Genomic DNA, 15,505 nt, shown 5'->3' with positions numbered 1-15,505 from the left:
ATAACAATGGAAACAGTAAAACTTACAATAGATAACAAACAAGTTGAAGTACCTAAGGGTACTACAATTTATAAAGCTGCTAGGAAATTAGGTATCGATATTCCTGCACTTTGCTACATGGAACTTCACGACCTTGGTGTTGAGAATAAGCCAGCAGGTTGTCGTATTTGTGTTGTTGAGGTGGAAGGTCGTAGAAACCTGGCACCTAGCTGTGCAACTGAGTGCGCCGAAGGTATGGTGGTAAAAACTCACACCTCGCGTGTAATTAACGCTCGCCGTACTGTTATGGAGCTTATTCTCTCCGACCATCCAAAGGATTGCTTAACCTGCGCAAAGAGTGGCCGTTGCGACCTTCAGGATATGGCAATTAAACTGGGTATCCGTGAAATTCCTGGTCAGGAGTATGCCGAGATGTCAACATATAAGAAGGACTTTTCTCCTTCTATCATTCGTGATGTTGACAAGTGTATCATGTGCCGCCGTTGCGAAACCATGTGTAACGATGTTCAAACCGTTGGTGCGCTAAGCGCAGTTAACCGTGGTTTCATGGCTGTAGTTGCTCCTGCTTTTGAACAGGATCTTGAAAAGTCGCCTTGTACTTACTGTGGCCAGTGTGTTGCAGTATGTCCTACTGGTGCACTTACCGAGGTTGACCATACTGCTAAAGTAATTAGAGCTATTGCCGATCCTAATAAAACTGTACTAGTTCAGACTGCTCCTGCTGTTCGTGCTGCTTTAGGCGAAGAGTTCGGAATGAAACCTGGTACTCTGGTTACTGGTAAAATGGTAGCTGCTCTACGTCAAATTGGTTTTGATTACATCTTTGACACCGATTTTGCAGCCGACCTAACCATCATGGAAGAGGGTACCGAACTTCTTGATCGTTTAACTCGTTTCTTGAATGGCGATAAGGATGTTAAGCTCCCAATTCTTACAAGTTGCTGCCCTGGTTGGGTGAACTTCTTTGAGCACAACTTTACCGATATGCTCGATGTTCCCTCAAGCGCTAAGTCGCCTCAGCAAATGTTTGGTGCAATTGCAAAATCGTACTTTGCCGAAAAACTTGGTAAAAAACGTGAGGAACTTGTAGTTGTATCGGTGATGCCATGCTTGGCTAAGAAATATGAATGCCAACGCGATGAGTTTAAGGTTGATGACAACCCAGATGTTGATTTCTCAATCTCAACTCGCGAGCTTGCTCATCTTATTAAGGAGTTCAACATTAACTTTGAAGAGCTACCCGAAGAGGATTTTGACCGTCCTCTAGGTGAATCAACAGGTGCTGGTGTAATTTTTGGTGCAACAGGTGGTGTGATTGAAGCTGCTGTTCGTACAGCATACGAAGTTTATACTGGAAAACCACTTCCTAAAATCGACTTTACCGAACTTCGTGGAATGGACGGAATTCGTTCCGCTACCATCGATTTCAATGGCTTGCCAATTAATATAGGTATTGCTCATGGTTTAGGTAATGCTCGTAAACTACTTGAGGATGTTCGCTCAGGTAAAGCAAACTACCATGCAATTGAGGTAATGGCATGCCCTGGTGGATGTATCGGTGGTGGTGGTCAACCATTACACCATGGTAATTCCGCAATTATTAAGGCTCGTATGGAAGCCATCTATCGTGAAGATGCTGGCAAGCCAATTCGCAAATCGCATGAGAACCCTTATATCAAACAGCTTTACGAAGAGTTCTTAGGTAAGCCAATGAGCGAAAAAGCGCATCACTTGCTGCATACACACTATTTCGACAAGAAAAAAGATATCTACATTAAATAGGGAGGATTAACAAATGTCACATATAAAACTTGAGCTTAAGCCTGAACAGGTAGCCAAGATTAAAGAGATATGCAAGTCGTTTAATAACGACCCTGGTGAACTAATTAACGTTCTTCACAAAACTCAGGAAACTTTTGGCTATCTGCCTGCCGAGGTACAGGAGGTTGTTGCTGCTGAACTTAATGTCTCAGTAGCAAAGGTTTACGGAGTTGTTACCTTTTACTCATTCTTCACCATGATACCAAAAGGTAAGCATCCTATCAGCATCTGTACTGGTACAGCATGCTACGTGCGTGGTGCAGAAAAAGTGCTCGATGAGTTTAAGCGCATACTTAATGTTAAAGTTGGTGAAACAACCCCAGATGGCAAGTTCTCGCTCAACTGCTTACGTTGTGTTGGGGCATGTGGACTTGCACCTGTTGTTCTAATTGGGGAAAAGGTTTACGGACGCGTTTCACCCGATGGTGTGAAAGATATCATCAAAGAGTACGAAGAACAGTAAAGCATAATGCCTGGTTCTCAGGTATTAGTTTAGGTTGGTTAAGATTAGGGACCTGCTCAATGTGGGTCCCTATTTTTTTTACTTATTAGCGCAAGTTTTTTTTAACCTAGGTGTCCTATTGATGTTTAAAAGATGTCGAATAATACTGATTTAATATGAAGAACTATTTTATCCTTTTTGTACTTAGCGTTATAAGTATTGCATCAATAGCTCAAGATCGCTCTCAAGGTAGGAGGGGCTATGATATGAGCAACTTCAATGGTGTAGTCACAGGTAAGGTTGTCGACTCGCTTGATAGGACACCTGTTGAGTATGCTACTGTTGCCCTTTATAGGCAGAAAGATTCATCGTTAGTAACGGGATCCCTTACCGATGAGTCTGGAAAATTTATTATTGAAAAGCTAAAACCAGGTAGGTATTATGCCGAAATTAAATTTATTGGCTATGAAACAAGAAGGATAGGAGGAATTGCAATAACACCTCGTAGTCCAAATATTAACCTTGAAACATGTTCCATACTTGCGGCAAATGAGAATATCGAGGCAGTAGTTGTAACAGGAGAAAAAAAGATGCTACTGCATAACCTCGATAAAAAGGTTTTTAATGTTGATAAAGATGTTTCGGTTGAAGGTGGAACCGCTGCCGATGTGCTTGAAAATATTCCATCTATAGAGGTGGATACCGATGGTAACGTTAGTTTAAGGGGAAGCTCTAATGTTAATATACTGATAGATGGTCGTCCATCGATGCTTACAAGTATGGATGAACTTCCTGCTCAAATGATAGAAAGGGTTGAGGTTATTACAAATCCTTCTGCTAAGTACGACCCCGATGGGAATACTGGAATAATAAATATTGTTATTAAAAAAAGAAAAGAACCCGGGTACAACGGGATGGTTAGCTTTAATGCAGGAAGCGGAGATAAATATAGCGCCATTGCTAGTATGAACTGGCGTCAGGAGAAAGTTAACCTATTTGCTAGCTATAGCTTCAGAAAAGGAGAAATGAATCGCTATTCTTTAGGAAATCGTGTTACATTCTTTGAAAATACAACCGATTCATCATTCCTTGATCAGAACTCAACCGGGCAAGCTAAAATGATGTTTCATAATATTAGAGGAGGCTTCGACTTTTTCCTCGATAATAAAACTACCCTTTCGTTTACAGGAAATCTTAATTTTCGATCTTTTGATATGGGGACCGATTTGTTTTCCAATAGCTATAATAATTTTAATTCGGACTTTTTGCAAAATAACCGTATAACAAACAATGGATACGATGGACTCGGTCATGAGTATTCATTAAACTTTAAGCGTAAATACGATATAGCTGGTAAGGAATGGACGGCTGATGTTTTCTTCTCAAGAAGAAATAACGATTTTTTAAGCGATATTAGTGAGGAAGAAATTTTCAACTCAATAACCTCACCTGATGTTTTTGAACGTGCCACTAACGATGACTGGATGAATGCGTTTACCGCTCAAACCGATTATGTTGCACCTATAGGTAATGGAGGTAGGCTTGAAACCGGTGTGAAAGCATTTATTAGAAAGTCGGATGCCGATTATGTATACAACGTATTCAATACAAGCGGTAACATTTGGGAGTATGATGCAACACGTTCAAACCATTTTATCTATACGGAACAAATTTTCTCGGCTTACGGCATTTATTCTAATACCTTTGCCGATGGAAAGTTTAGCTATCAGCTTGGGTTAAGGGTTGAGGATCAGCTGGCTAAATCGGAACTGAAAAATACTAACACAGTTGCCGATACTAATAGACTAAATTTCTTTCCTACTGCCCATATCCGTTGGGAACCTTCAAATGCACACAGTTTCCAACTTTCGTATAGTAGAAGAGTTAATAGACCTTACTCAAGAGTATTGAATCCTTTCCTTAATACGTCGGATAAGTATAACTGGAGTCAAGGAAACCCATATCTAGAACCAGAATTTACAAGTTCAATAGATTTGAGTTATAATCTCAATTTGAGAAAAACTAAGGTGACAGCCTCGGTTTATTATCGCGATACACGAAATGGTTTTTCCCGTAATATGAAAGTTCTGACCCAAGACGATTTAAATGCTATGGGCTTTGATACGCTTGGTTATTTCCCAACTCTTTCAACTTTTATTAACCTATCGCATTATGAGAACTGGGGTAGTGAGTTTGTTCTTACACAGAACATTGCAAAATGGTGGAGGATAAATGCTAGCTATAGCTACTACTACTCTAAACTATACGGTGATGTGGTTAGTGGGGCCGATGAGGGTAGCTCCTGGAACGTTAAGTTGGCCTCTTACTTTACGATAGGTAAAAATGTTGATCTGCAGGTGAGAGGAAACTATAGAGCTCCTTCCGTTACTGTTGGAGGCTCAGGCAGAGGTTTTCATATGATTGGAGGAGCACAAGGTGAAACAAAGGAAATGTTTTGGTTCGATTTGGGTGCAAGAATATATGTGCTAAAAAGAAAAGGAACCATTACTGTAAATGTTAGAGATATATTTGATACCCGAAAATTAAAGTATAGCTCGTGGGATACCAATTTCTACTCCTATAATGAAAACTGGAGAGACAGTAGGATGATATTTGTTGGGTTTTCTTATCGCATAAACAACTATAAAATGAGGCAAACGAAAAACAATGAAATGGATGACTCTTTTGATATAATTGAATAAGTTTTTGGTTATGTGAATTCTAGCCGCCTTTTTAAAAGGCGGCTTTTATTTGTAGTATAAAGGAATTACCACTTTCGAGGATGAATCTTTGTAAAATATAAGTATCTGGATTTTTTAATGTGAGGATTCTTTTATTCTTTTGCAGCCAAACTAAAAAACTGTTCAGGTATGTTTTCATTGATGATTGTTGTTTTTGTTTTGGGTTATACAGCGATAGCCCTTGAGCATAACATAAAGGTAAACAAAACAGCATCGGCACTATTTCTTGGGGTAGCCATGTGGACAATGCTCATGCTCGATGCTAGTGGTATTCTGGGACTTGATATTGGCGGGCGTTTCTCAGAGTTTTTAAGTAATCATCCCGACCTGCTCTCCTTGCCAAAATGGGAGCAGTATGTTAAGTATGTGGCCGATAACCAGGTAGTTGAGTTTCTTGGTGAAATTGCAGAGATACTTTTCTTCCTGATGGGAGCAATGACCATAGTTGAAATTGTCGACCAGCATGGAGGGTTTAAAATCATAACCAATAGGATTAAGACTCGTAATAAGGTAAAGCTTTTGTGGGTTATCTCCTTCATTACATTCTTTATGTCTGCTGCTCTCGATAACTTAACAACATCGATTGTTATGGTAGCATTGCTGCGTAAGTTAATTCATGAAAAACATGAGCGTTGGTTGTTTGCAGGTGTTGTGGTATTGGCTGCAAATGCTGGCGGGGCTTGGTCGCCCATTGGCGATGTTACAACAATTATGTTGTGGATAAAAGGAAATGTTACAACGGCTAGCATTGTTACCAAACTTTTTATCCCTAGCCTAGTGAGTATGATTGTTCCCCTCATTATCCTTTCGTTTAAACTTAAAGGCGAGATGCCTGCAAAGGAGAAACATCATCCAGAAAAGGTACATCAGCCATCACCAGCTACTCGTAGAGAAAGACATATCATTTTTATACTTGGTGTTGGGGCTCTGCTGTTTACCCCTGTGTTTAAGCTGATTAGTCATTTGCCCCCATTCATGGGTATGCTCTTAGGACTTTCGGTACTTTGGATATTTACAGAGTTGATGTACCATCGTAAGCGAAATCTAGATGATAAGGAAAAAAGGACAGTGGCAAGGGTGATTAAAAATGTTGATGTTCCAACAATTCTATTCTTTTTGGGAATTCTTATGGCTGTAGATGCCCTTCAAACCGCCGGCCATTTGACCTTGTTGTCGGAGTGGCTCGATAAAACTTTTACTAGCCCATATCCCCCAAATATCCTAATTGGCGTTTTGTCTTCTATCGTTGATAATGTTCCTCTGGTTGCTGGTGCAATGGGAATGCACGAGGCTTTACCTTTGGCTCAGGCTACTGGTGAGCTAGCAAATTATGCAATTGATGGGAGTTTCTGGAACTTGCTTGCCTATTGTGCTGGAACAGGTGGTAGCATTCTTATTATAGGTTCTGCAGCAGGTGTTGCTGTAATGGGACTTGAAAAAATCGATTTCATGTGGTATGCTAAACGCATTAGCTTGCTTGCTTTGGTAGGCTACTTTGCCGGTATTGCCACATATTTCCTTATGTTTGGTTAGACAACATCACCCTTTTATTTCTCTAGCGTGGAATTATTTCCACGCTTTTTTTGTTTCCGTAAAGAATTATTGTTAAAGTTGCTAATTGAATTTTGTTTTTTATGCAGATTATACAAGTCAAAACAAAAAGGCAGCTTCGTGAGTTTATCTACGTTCCAGCCAAAATTCACAGCGGCCATGCTAACTGGGTACCTCCAATATATTCCGACGAGTGGGATTTTTATAATCCTAAAAAGAATAGGGCAATGTCGTATTCCGACACAATACTGTTTTTAGCCAGGAAAGATGGGAGAACTGTTGGGCGAATAATGGGCATTATCAATAATAGGTATAATGAGATCCATAACGAAAAAACTGCCCGATTCTTTAATTTAGAAACTTACAAGGATCTCGATGTTGCAAAAGCTCTATTGCGAAAGGTTGAAGAATGGGCACATTCTAAAGGAATGGAACGGTTAATTGGGCCAATGGGATTCTCAGATAAGGACCCCCAAGGATTGCTAATTGAGGGCTACGACCAGCCTATTGTGCTGGCTTCAAATTGCAATTATCCGTATTTGGTTGATTTTGTAACCCAAAGCGGTTTTGAAAAGGATATTGATTTAGTTGTTTATAAAGTTCCTATACCCGATGAGCTGCCTGATTTTTATTTACGGATTCTTGAAAGAGTAAAGCGAAGAGCCAATAGTTTTAAGATGCTCAACTTCTCAAAAAGGAGTGAACTGAAACCCTTTATTAAGCCTGTTCTTTCGCTGGTAAATGAGACTTTTGTTGATATTTATGGATTTAATCCCATGGATCCAGAGGAGATGGAAGAATTAGCAGCAAAATATTTAACCTTTATTGATCCACGTTTTATTAAGATTATTGTTAATTCGGATAATAAGCCATTAGCATTTATCCTTGGAGTTCCTGATATCTGCCCAGGAATTCAAAAGAGTAAGGGACACCTCTTCCCATTTGGGTTTATTCATATCCTAAAAGCAATGAAATCAGCAAAAATGTTAAGCCTTTTGCTTGGTGCAATACATCCGCAGTATAGAAATTTAGGCTTTGATACTTGGATGGGTGCCGAAATGCTAAATGAGGCAAGAAAGGCAGGTATGACAACTATCGATAGCCATCTTGAACTTGAGACTAACAAAAAAATGCGTGCCGAGATGGAAAAAATGGGTGGTGTAGTTTATAAGCGGTATCGGATTTTTCAGAAAAAGTTGGTTTAAATTTAGAGGGGTGCTAAAAAAGCACCCCTTAAAATTATTGAAGAATGGTATTAAAAAGTATTTTGTAGTTCGATGGAACCGATGCTCTAAAAATTGGGCTAAAGCCTAAGAGTATTATTTGTCCGTTCCCTTTCTTTAACCAAATAGCAGCAGTTTTTCTTTCAATAAGTTCTTCGCCCTTTAAATAGCCACTTAGTAACTTCGGCTTGCCAGAGAAATATCCAATGACTCTACGGTCCATATCGAGCGTTGGGATGCTAGTCTCAAAGATGTACTTGTCTCGCATGAAAATTCCAACTTCGTCTTCTAACCCAAATGTAAAGGGTGCGATAGGATTTAATTTAAGTTTAACCAATGATCCCGTGCATTCAAAACCTGATTTTTTTAACTTTTTGGCGATGTTGTTAAACGGAAACTTAAACTCTTCCTTGCTATCACCATTGTTTATTGTAATATTTCCTTCAAAGAGTTCTGTTGCCTGTTCCCAAGCAATTACGGTTCCGCCGTTTTGAATAAATTTAATAAGTTTCTCCACTCCCTTCTGCCCCATTCCTTTGGTATACTCTGGAGGGTAGTAGAGCGGGAAGTATTCGCCATCCCATTTGTATTTGCCATCTTTTAACAGGCTTGCATTTGAATTCGGAATAACAATAATATCAAACTTGGAAGTTAAATCGCTTTTAGCGATTTGGGCTGGGCTTAATGTTGTAAATGGCACACCATAAGAGTCAAGTATGTATTTTGTCCATCCGGCATCCATGCTTTGAACTTGTGATTCAAGTAATGCAATTCGAGGGAGCTTGTCAATCGTAATATTTTTAATTGAAGGTTTGCCTTGGATAACCATTACATCAAAGGTTGCCTGTTTAAGAATGCTTCTTGTTTTATTGTTCACTTTAACCAAGAAACTTCCTGCAGGTATTTCTTGGTTGTTTACCAGTGCAGATTCATTTATCCTGTCAACTTGCAGGCCTTGTTTTAAGCATTGAAAAACCAAGTGGTATGATTGGTTAATAGTGGAAGGTAGAACTGCAACTCCGTTTTCTGGTAATGTTTTCCTGTTAAATGAAAAGTCCGAGGGTATTGGATTTAATAACTCCTTATCAATGCTTTTGGTTTGCAACGCAAAGCATGTTAAACCTTTATGCAGGGGTAACGACCAACTTGTAATATCGTATGGTTTTATAATATCCCCACTTTTTTCTAGCCTTCGTTCTGGAAAAGTTTGTGCCTCCATGACTTCCTTGATGAACATTCTGAAAGGCTGTGCTAATGGAACAACAATATCGTCAGAATGAAATAAACGATTTTGGATTTCAATATCTTGTTTGAGCTGGTAAACTTGAACTCCATGTTCTCTAAGCAGGTTTATGAGAGCAACTAACTCGCTTGGATCCTTTTGTTTTGCAGGTAATATGTAACTAAAAGGAGGTGTTGTTTGACCAAGTAATATCTGTTTTTTACAAATATTATTGCGAAATCGAAGTATTCGTTCTTTATACTTACTTGCAGTTTGTAGCATTGATATTGTTGACTCTAACTCAAGCTTTACTATGTCTGATAGTTTCCACCATCCACCTTGCCATGGCAATAATAGGTTTGTTCCTTTTTTGTACTCGGCAAGGCCTTTAGATGTTCCCTTTAACTCAGTTGGTTCTATGTAGACTGGTGTGGCAATTTTAACACTTGCAGCTTCGGTTAACATGCTAATTACATTCTTCCACAAGCAGGTTTCTGTTGAACCAGGCCAATAATTGTCAAAAAGATTCTGCTGGCTAACTCCTTGAAGGCCTTTTGAGGTTAGGTCGTTAACCATGTTTTGACCAAATAGATTAACCCATGCATAGAGTTCTGCATCAATATTTTGGGCTATGGGATCGTGGTATGGTGGCACAAAGAACCTTGGTCCTGTCAGGCCCATTTGATGTTTTTCAACCATTACTTGAGGAAACCATTCCTGGCTGGTTAGACTTGAAATAGCTTTTGTTTCTGGCTGTGTTAAAGTGATAAAGTCTCTGTTGTTGTCATGACCTACATATTTGTGGTACAAGAAGGGTAGGGAACTTCCCTCGTACTTAGTGCCTTTATATTTGTTGTAGTAGTCTACTACCATGTCCATCCCATCGGGATTATGGCTTGGAACTGCCATGTATACAACGTTGTGAAGTGTGCTTTTTAGCGATTCTTTTGTGATAAGTTGGTAAATGATTGTTGGAAGCGCTTGCGAAGGCCCAACTTCTGTAGCATGCATTGATAGGGTAGCCAACACAAAAGCTTTGCCTTTACTTGCTAGTTCATCAACCTCATTAGTAGATAGGTTAGGGTTAATTGCTAGCTGCTTATTTATCTCTTTTAGCTCATCGAGCCTAGCAATGTTTTGGCTATCGCTAACAAACACAACGTAAAGCGCTTTCCCCATGGCCGATTGACCAATAGGGATTACCTTTACCATATTGCTTTGTGCTTCAATTTTTTTTAGGTAGTCGATTAACTTCTCATACTTAAATAGCATCTTATCGTCACCTGGCTTAAACCCAAAATGTTGATCTGGAGGCGTAATCTCTTGGGCATACGATGTTATAAAACCCAATAAAATGGCCGCTAAAACATTTACTATTCTTTTCATAAATTTTGGTTTAGGTTGGATTTTATACTTTGACGTGCTGATATCCAAAAGGTTTATAAAAAAAAGAGCCACAATTTCTTGTGGCTCTTTGCTAGGCTTTATGCCATTAAAAACTTTTTATGCAGTCGTCAACGCTATCTTTAATATCAAAAACAGTTTGGAGTTGTAAAAGTTTTATAAGTTCCATTACTTCAGGGCTAACATTGCAAATCTTAAGTTTAGAGCCTGAGTTTTTGCAATGACGCAAAATTGAGAGTAACATTCCAAATCCAGTGCTATCAATATAGTTAACTCCATTAAGGTTGAGCACAACCTTTGAGTTAGGAGTGATTACATTGATAACCTCTGATTTGATTTTTTGGGTTACGGTTACATTAAGCTTGCTATTCTCGGTAAACGAGATAACAAGCGCATCATTTATCTTTTCAACATTAATCATATGATTGAGTTTTTTTGGTTGTTCTCATAGGTCTTTGAGTATGTCGTTCAACTCAATTGTTGCTTCTGAAGCAATTCTTTTAAATTTGTCGATATAATTTTTAATTACTTCGGCATTGGGCGATTCGTTGCAAACTTTTTCAAGTTTTTTCATATCAGAAACTAACTCTTCAATACCCATCATTGCTACTGAATTTTTAATCTTGTGGGCTAATTTGGCAAGATTACAGTAGTCATTATTTTTAAAATAAGCATCCATTTGGTTGCTAAATGTCGGGACTTGAGTGGTGAATAGGGTAATTAAATCGCGCATTAAATCGGAGCTGCCTTCCGAAATCTCTTTTAAAAATTCGAGTTTAACGTGGTTAGTAGTATTTTTGACTGCCATTTTAATTGTTTAATGAATACCCTTGTTTTCAAATTTAGTAAAAAAAACTATATGTTGAAAAACATAGAGGTTAATCTTTAAGTAGAAAACGTTTTAGAACTAAACATACAAATAAAAATAATAGTTTTGTAAATCCAAAACCAATTAAAAGTAAAGTAAATGAAAAATACAGCCTTCACAAAGTACCATATAGAGCTAGGAGCCCGTATGGCACCATTCGCTGGGTACAACATGCCCATTGAGTACACTGGTATTAACGATGAGCATATTACTGTTCGTGAGAAAGTAGGTGTTTTTGATGTTTCTCACATGGGTGAGATATGGGTAAAAGGACCTAAAGCGTTAGATTTTCTACAAACTGTTACAAGCAACGATGTTTCTGCATTATTCGATGGAAAGGTACAATACAGCTGCTTTCCTAACGATAAAGGAGGTATTGTTGATGACCTCTTGGTATATCGAATAAATGAAGAAACATACCTGTTGGTTGTTAACGCTGCAAATATTGAAAAGGACTGGAACTGGTTATGCAAGCAAGGTGAGAAGTTTGGATTAACTCCTGGCAAGGAACTTTATAATGCCTCCGATGAGTTTGCCCAGCTTGCTGTTCAAGGACCTTTGGCTTTAAAGGCTATGCAAAAACTTACCTCTGAGAATGTTGTAGATATGGAGTACTACACATTTAAAAAGATTCCTTTTGCAGGTATCAAGGAGGTGATTTTCTCTACAACTGGTTATACTGGTGCAGGTGGATGTGAAATCTATTGCGCAAATGAGGATGCCGATAAACTTTGGAAAGCAGTTTTTGAGGCTGGCGCAGAGTTTGGCATTAAACCAATTGGGTTAGGTGCTCGCGATACCCTTCGTCTTGAGTCTGGTTTTTGCCTTTATGGAAATGATATAAACGATACAACCTCTGCAATTGAAGCTGGCTTAGGATGGATTACCAAATTTGTTCCTGGTAAGAATTTTATCAGTCGCGATATTTGGGAAAAACATAAAACCGAAGGAACTGAGCGTCGCTTAAAAGGTTTTGTGATGATTGACCGTGGTATCCCTCGTCAGCATTATCTTATTTATGATGCTGATGGCAATGAGATTGGAGAGGTAACATCTGGCACCATGTCGCCTATAAGTAAACGTGGCATTGGTATGGGGTACGTTAAAAAAGGATTCTGGAAAGAAGGTACAGAAATTTTTATCGGAATTCGAGACAAAAAGCTAAAGGCTAAAATAGTAAAACCACCTTTCCATTTGGCTGAGGTGTAATCCGAAAGGGGGCTACGCCCCCTTTTTTTAAATTTGCCTTACTAGTTCTACGAAATTTAATTTTCAGGAGAGATAGTTATTACTCGTCATTTAAAGGGAATAAAATGAATCAAGTTGAAGTAGCCTTTTCACCTACAATTTTTAACCATTACGATATTGATAATAAAATAGTTGTTGTGGCTGATATACTTAGAGCCACCTCAGTGATTTGCACAATGTTTAAAAATGGTGTAACAGAGATTATTCCTGTAAGAAATATCGAGGAGGCACGTGCCTATAAAGAAAAGGGGTATCTTGTTGTTGCCGAAAGAAATGGCCAAAAACTAGATTTTGCAGACTTTGGAAACTCTCCCTTCTATTTTACACCCGAAACCATAGGCGGGAAAATTGTTGTATATAGTACCACAAATGGCACCAATGCCATTACCATGGGTAAAGATGCAAATCAGGTTATCATTGGTTCTTTTCTTAACATTTCTTCTGTTATCAACTATCTTGTTGACAAGTCCCACGATGTTCTTATTATGTGTGCTGGGTGGAAAGGGAAGTTCAGCCTTGAGGATGCACTGTTTGCGGGAGCGTTATCCAAAGCGCTAATTAGTACCAATAAATTTTCTACTATTTGCGATTCTGCTAATGCCTCAATGGATTTGTGGAACTTGGCCAAGGACGATTTGGCTAATTATCTGGAAAAAGTAGCTCAGCGTCATAGGTTGAAGAAAATGGGACTTGATGATGTTATTGGGTATTGTTTCACCCCTGACGTGACAGATGTTTTACCAGTATTAGTAGGCGACAGGCTTAAAGCCATTTCACCTAAATAGTTTTTTGCAAACGTTTGTTAAATTGCGATTTACACTTTCTGTTTGATAACATCTATTTAGGAAAATTGGAAAAAAACTAAGAAATTTGAACAATCCATAATATTCTAACTTGGAAACTTAAACCACGAAACTATGAAAAAACATAATTTTAATGCAGGCCCTTGTATACTGCCTGATGTAGCACTTGAAAACACAGCAAAAGCTGTAGTTGATCTCGATGGTACTGGTTTATCAGTTCTAACCATTTCACATCGCTCTAAGGAGTTTGATGCAATTATTGAAGAAACCAAAGCCCTATGGCGTGAACTGCTTAACATCCCTGAAAACTATCACATTCTGTTTTTAGGTGGTGGTGCTAGCCTTCAGTTCTGCATGGTACCCTACAACCTATTACAAAAAAAGGCTGCTTACCTCGATACCGGAACTTGGGCTTCAAAGGCAATAAAAGAAGCTAAACTTTTTGGCGAGGTTGAGGTTGTTGCCTCATCTTCGGATAAAAATTACTCTTATATCCCTAAAGGGTTTAATATTCCTACTGATGCCGATTATTTCCATATTACAACTAACAATACCATTTACGGCACTGAGATTAAGGAGGATATTGATTGTCCTGTAACACTTGTTGCCGATATGAGTTCCGATATTATGAGCCGCCCTGTTGATATCAAGAAGTACGGCTTGATATATGGTGGCGCTCAAAAGAATGTTGGTCCTGCTGGTGTTACGTTTGTTATTATCCGCGAGGATATTCTAGGAAAGGTTGAGCGCCAAATTCCTACAATGCTTAACTATAAAACCCATATCGATAAGGGGTCTATGTTTAACACTCCTCCTTGCGGTGCTATTTATACCATGCGTGAAACTTTAAAATGGTTAAAAGGCATTGGTGGAGTTGAGAAAATTAACGAGCTAAACAAGAAAAAAGCAGAACTTCTTTACAATGCTATTGACAACAGCAAGATGTTTGTTGGAACAGCTGAGAAAGACTCACGTTCAATAATGAATGTTTGCTTCGTAATGAAACCTGATTACAAGGAAAAGGAAGCTGAATTCTTAGAATTTGCAAAAAATGCTGGAATGGTTGGTATTAAAGGGCACCGTTCAGTAGGTGGTTTCCGTGCTTCAATATACAATGCTCTACCAATTGAAAGTGTTCAGGCTTTAGTTGATTGCATGAAGGAATTTGAAAAGCAAAATGCTTAAAATCAAATAGCTAATAGGGCAACAGAAGAGCATTATTTGGTTGCCCTTATTGTTAATACAAAAAATTAAAGCTATGACTAAAGTTCTTGTTGCCACAGAGAAACCTTTTGCAAAGGCTGCTGTGGATGGCATTCGTAAAATTGTAGAAGAAGCTGGCTTTGAACTTGCCTTGCTTGAGAAATATACCGATCACAACGACTTGATAAAAGCCGTTGCCGATGTTGATGCTCTTATTGTTAGAAGCGATAAGGTTACTAAAGAGGTAGTTGACGCTGCTAAAAACCTTAAGATTGTTGTTCGCGCTGGCGCAGGTTACGATAACCTAGACCTTGCTGCTTGCTCGGCTAAAGGAGTTGTTGCTATGAATACCCCTGGCCAGAATTCGAATGCAGTTGCTGAACTTGCAATTGGTATGATGATTTACATGGCTAGGAATCAGTTTCAACCTGTTAGCGGTACCGAAATTGCTGGCAAGAAAATTGGTATTCATGCTTACGGTAATGTTGGTAAGCTTGTTGCTAAGTATGGAAAAGGTTTTGGAATGGAAGTTTTTGCATTCGACCCATTTGTGGATAAAGCCGTAATTGAAAACGACGGTGTTAAACCTGTGGGGTCAATTGAAGAACTTTATTCTACTTGCGATTATGTATCGCTTCATATCCCTGCTAATGAAAAGACCAAAAAATCAATAGGCTACGATTTGTTGAGCAAAATGCCCCAAGGCGCCACACTCGTAAATACTGCTCGTAAGGAGGTGATTGACGAGGATGGGTTAAAGAAAGTCCTTGAGGAACGCCCAGATTTTAAGTATGCCACTGATATAATGGCCGATTGCCATGCTGAACTAGTTGAGAAGTTCCAGGGAAGAGTATTTGCAACACCTAAAAAAATGGGCGCACAAACTAAAGAAGCTAACGTTAACGCAGGGTTAGCTGCTGCCCGCCAAATTGTTGCATACATTAAAAACGGCGACACTACATTTCAGGTAAATAAATAG

The 15,505-nt window shown here is 38.8% G+C and carries 12 protein-coding genes; 9 read left to right on the top strand and 3 right to left on the bottom strand.

The window, feature by feature from the left end; translation table 11 throughout:
* Positions 1-6 precede the first annotated feature (6 nt).
* The 5 genes from FHG85_RS09620 (at position 7) to FHG85_RS09600 (ending at position 7,760) form a co-directional block, all read left to right on the top strand.
* A complete protein-coding gene (locus FHG85_RS09620) occupies positions 7-1,782 on the top strand; it encodes an NADH-dependent [FeFe] hydrogenase, group A6 (protein WP_173075294.1) in 1,776 nt (591 codons plus the stop codon).
* A gap of 13 nt (positions 1,783-1,795) precedes the next feature.
* A complete protein-coding gene (gene nuoE / locus FHG85_RS09615) occupies positions 1,796-2,284 on the top strand; it encodes an NADH-quinone oxidoreductase subunit NuoE (protein ID WP_173075292.1) in 489 nt (162 codons plus the stop codon).
* A gap of 155 nt (positions 2,285-2,439) precedes the next feature.
* Positions 2,440-4,965, top strand: coding sequence for a TonB-dependent receptor domain-containing protein (locus FHG85_RS09610; protein WP_173075290.1), 2,526 nt, complete (start codon positions 2,440-2,442; stop codon positions 4,963-4,965).
* A 168-nt stretch (positions 4,966-5,133) separates the two neighbouring features.
* Entirely contained in the window at positions 5,134-6,537 is a 1,404-nt protein-coding gene (nhaD, locus tag FHG85_RS09605; protein ID WP_173075288.1) for a sodium:proton antiporter NhaD, read from the top strand.
* A gap of 101 nt (positions 6,538-6,638) precedes the next feature.
* A complete protein-coding gene (locus tag FHG85_RS09600; protein WP_173075286.1) occupies positions 6,639-7,760 on the top strand; it encodes a GNAT family N-acetyltransferase in 1,122 nt (373 codons plus the stop codon).
* Positions 7,761-7,794: 34 nt separating this feature from the next.
* On the opposite strand, the gene FHG85_RS09595 is transcribed toward FHG85_RS09600, so the two are convergent.
* The 3 genes from FHG85_RS09595 to FHG85_RS09585 all read right to left on the bottom strand — a co-directional run bounded on the left by FHG85_RS09595 (position 7,795) and on the right by FHG85_RS09585 (position 11,212).
* A complete protein-coding gene (locus FHG85_RS09595) occupies positions 7,795-10,386 on the bottom strand; it encodes a M14 family metallopeptidase (protein WP_173075284.1) in 2,592 nt (863 codons plus the stop codon).
* A gap of 106 nt (positions 10,387-10,492) precedes the next feature.
* The gene (locus tag FHG85_RS09590) at positions 10,493-10,825 is read right to left on the bottom strand and encodes an STAS domain-containing protein (protein ID WP_173075282.1); all 333 of its coding nucleotides are present in this window, start codon (positions 10,823-10,825) and stop codon (positions 10,493-10,495) included.
* Between the two features lie 24 nt (positions 10,826-10,849).
* Positions 10,850-11,212: an Hpt domain-containing protein gene (locus FHG85_RS09585; RefSeq protein WP_173075280.1), complete on the bottom strand. Its 363-nt coding sequence runs from the start codon at positions 11,210-11,212 to the stop codon at positions 10,850-10,852.
* A 159-nt stretch (positions 11,213-11,371) separates the two neighbouring features.
* Between FHG85_RS09585 and gcvT the strand changes: the two genes are divergently transcribed.
* From gcvT to FHG85_RS09565, 4 genes are all read left to right on the top strand, one after another.
* Positions 11,372-12,481 carry a glycine cleavage system aminomethyltransferase GcvT gene (gene gcvT / locus FHG85_RS09580; RefSeq protein WP_173075278.1) on the top strand — a complete coding sequence of 370 codons (1,110 nt, stop codon included), beginning with the start codon at positions 11,372-11,374 and terminating at the stop codon, positions 12,479-12,481.
* A gap of 104 nt (positions 12,482-12,585) precedes the next feature.
* A complete protein-coding gene (locus FHG85_RS09575) occupies positions 12,586-13,305 on the top strand; it encodes a 2-phosphosulfolactate phosphatase (protein ID WP_173075276.1) in 720 nt (239 codons plus the stop codon).
* 132 nt (positions 13,306-13,437) lie between these two features.
* Positions 13,438-14,508, top strand: a complete 1,071-nt coding sequence (gene serC, locus FHG85_RS09570; RefSeq protein WP_173075274.1) for a 3-phosphoserine/phosphohydroxythreonine transaminase — start codon at positions 13,438-13,440, stop codon at positions 14,506-14,508.
* 73 nt (positions 14,509-14,581) lie between these two features.
* Complete coding sequence (locus FHG85_RS09565; protein WP_173075272.1) at positions 14,582-15,505, top strand: 3-phosphoglycerate dehydrogenase; 924 nt, start codon at positions 14,582-14,584, stop codon at positions 15,503-15,505.

It is taken from the genome of Tenuifilum thalassicum, assembly GCF_013265555.1.
Lineage (GTDB): Bacteria > Bacteroidota > Bacteroidia > Bacteroidales > Tenuifilaceae > Tenuifilum > Tenuifilum thalassicum.
The sequence above is the reverse complement of the archived record's forward strand: the minus strand, read 5'-3'. Positions and strand labels throughout refer to the sequence as shown.

What these genes read in the sequence shown, in the direction of transcription:
- FHG85_RS09620 (WP_173075294.1), top strand. Translation starts at nt 7, where the DNA reads ATGGAAACAGTAAAACTTACAATAGATAACAAACAAGTTGAAGTACCT.
- nuoE (WP_173075292.1), top strand. Translation starts at nt 1,796, where the DNA reads ATGTCACATATAAAACTTGAGCTTAAGCCTGAACAGGTAGCCAAGATT.
- FHG85_RS09610 (WP_173075290.1), top strand. Translation starts at nt 2,440, where the DNA reads ATGAAGAACTATTTTATCCTTTTTGTACTTAGCGTTATAAGTATTGCA.
- nhaD (WP_173075288.1), top strand. Translation starts at nt 5,134, where the DNA reads ATGTTTTCATTGATGATTGTTGTTTTTGTTTTGGGTTATACAGCGATA.
- FHG85_RS09600 (WP_173075286.1), top strand. Translation starts at nt 6,639, where the DNA reads ATGCAGATTATACAAGTCAAAACAAAAAGGCAGCTTCGTGAGTTTATC.
- FHG85_RS09595 (WP_173075284.1), bottom strand. Translation starts at nt 10,386, where the DNA reads ATGAAAAGAATAGTAAATGTTTTAGCGGCCATTTTATTGGGTTTTATA.
- FHG85_RS09590 (WP_173075282.1), bottom strand. Translation starts at nt 10,825, where the DNA reads ATGATTAATGTTGAAAAGATAAATGATGCGCTTGTTATCTCGTTTACC.
- FHG85_RS09585 (WP_173075280.1), bottom strand. Translation starts at nt 11,212, where the DNA reads ATGGCAGTCAAAAATACTACTAACCACGTTAAACTCGAATTTTTAAAA.
- gcvT (WP_173075278.1), top strand. Translation starts at nt 11,372, where the DNA reads ATGAAAAATACAGCCTTCACAAAGTACCATATAGAGCTAGGAGCCCGT.
- FHG85_RS09575 (WP_173075276.1), top strand. Translation starts at nt 12,586, where the DNA reads ATGAATCAAGTTGAAGTAGCCTTTTCACCTACAATTTTTAACCATTAC.
- serC (WP_173075274.1), top strand. Translation starts at nt 13,438, where the DNA reads ATGAAAAAACATAATTTTAATGCAGGCCCTTGTATACTGCCTGATGTA.
- FHG85_RS09565 (WP_173075272.1), top strand. Translation starts at nt 14,582, where the DNA reads ATGACTAAAGTTCTTGTTGCCACAGAGAAACCTTTTGCAAAGGCTGCT.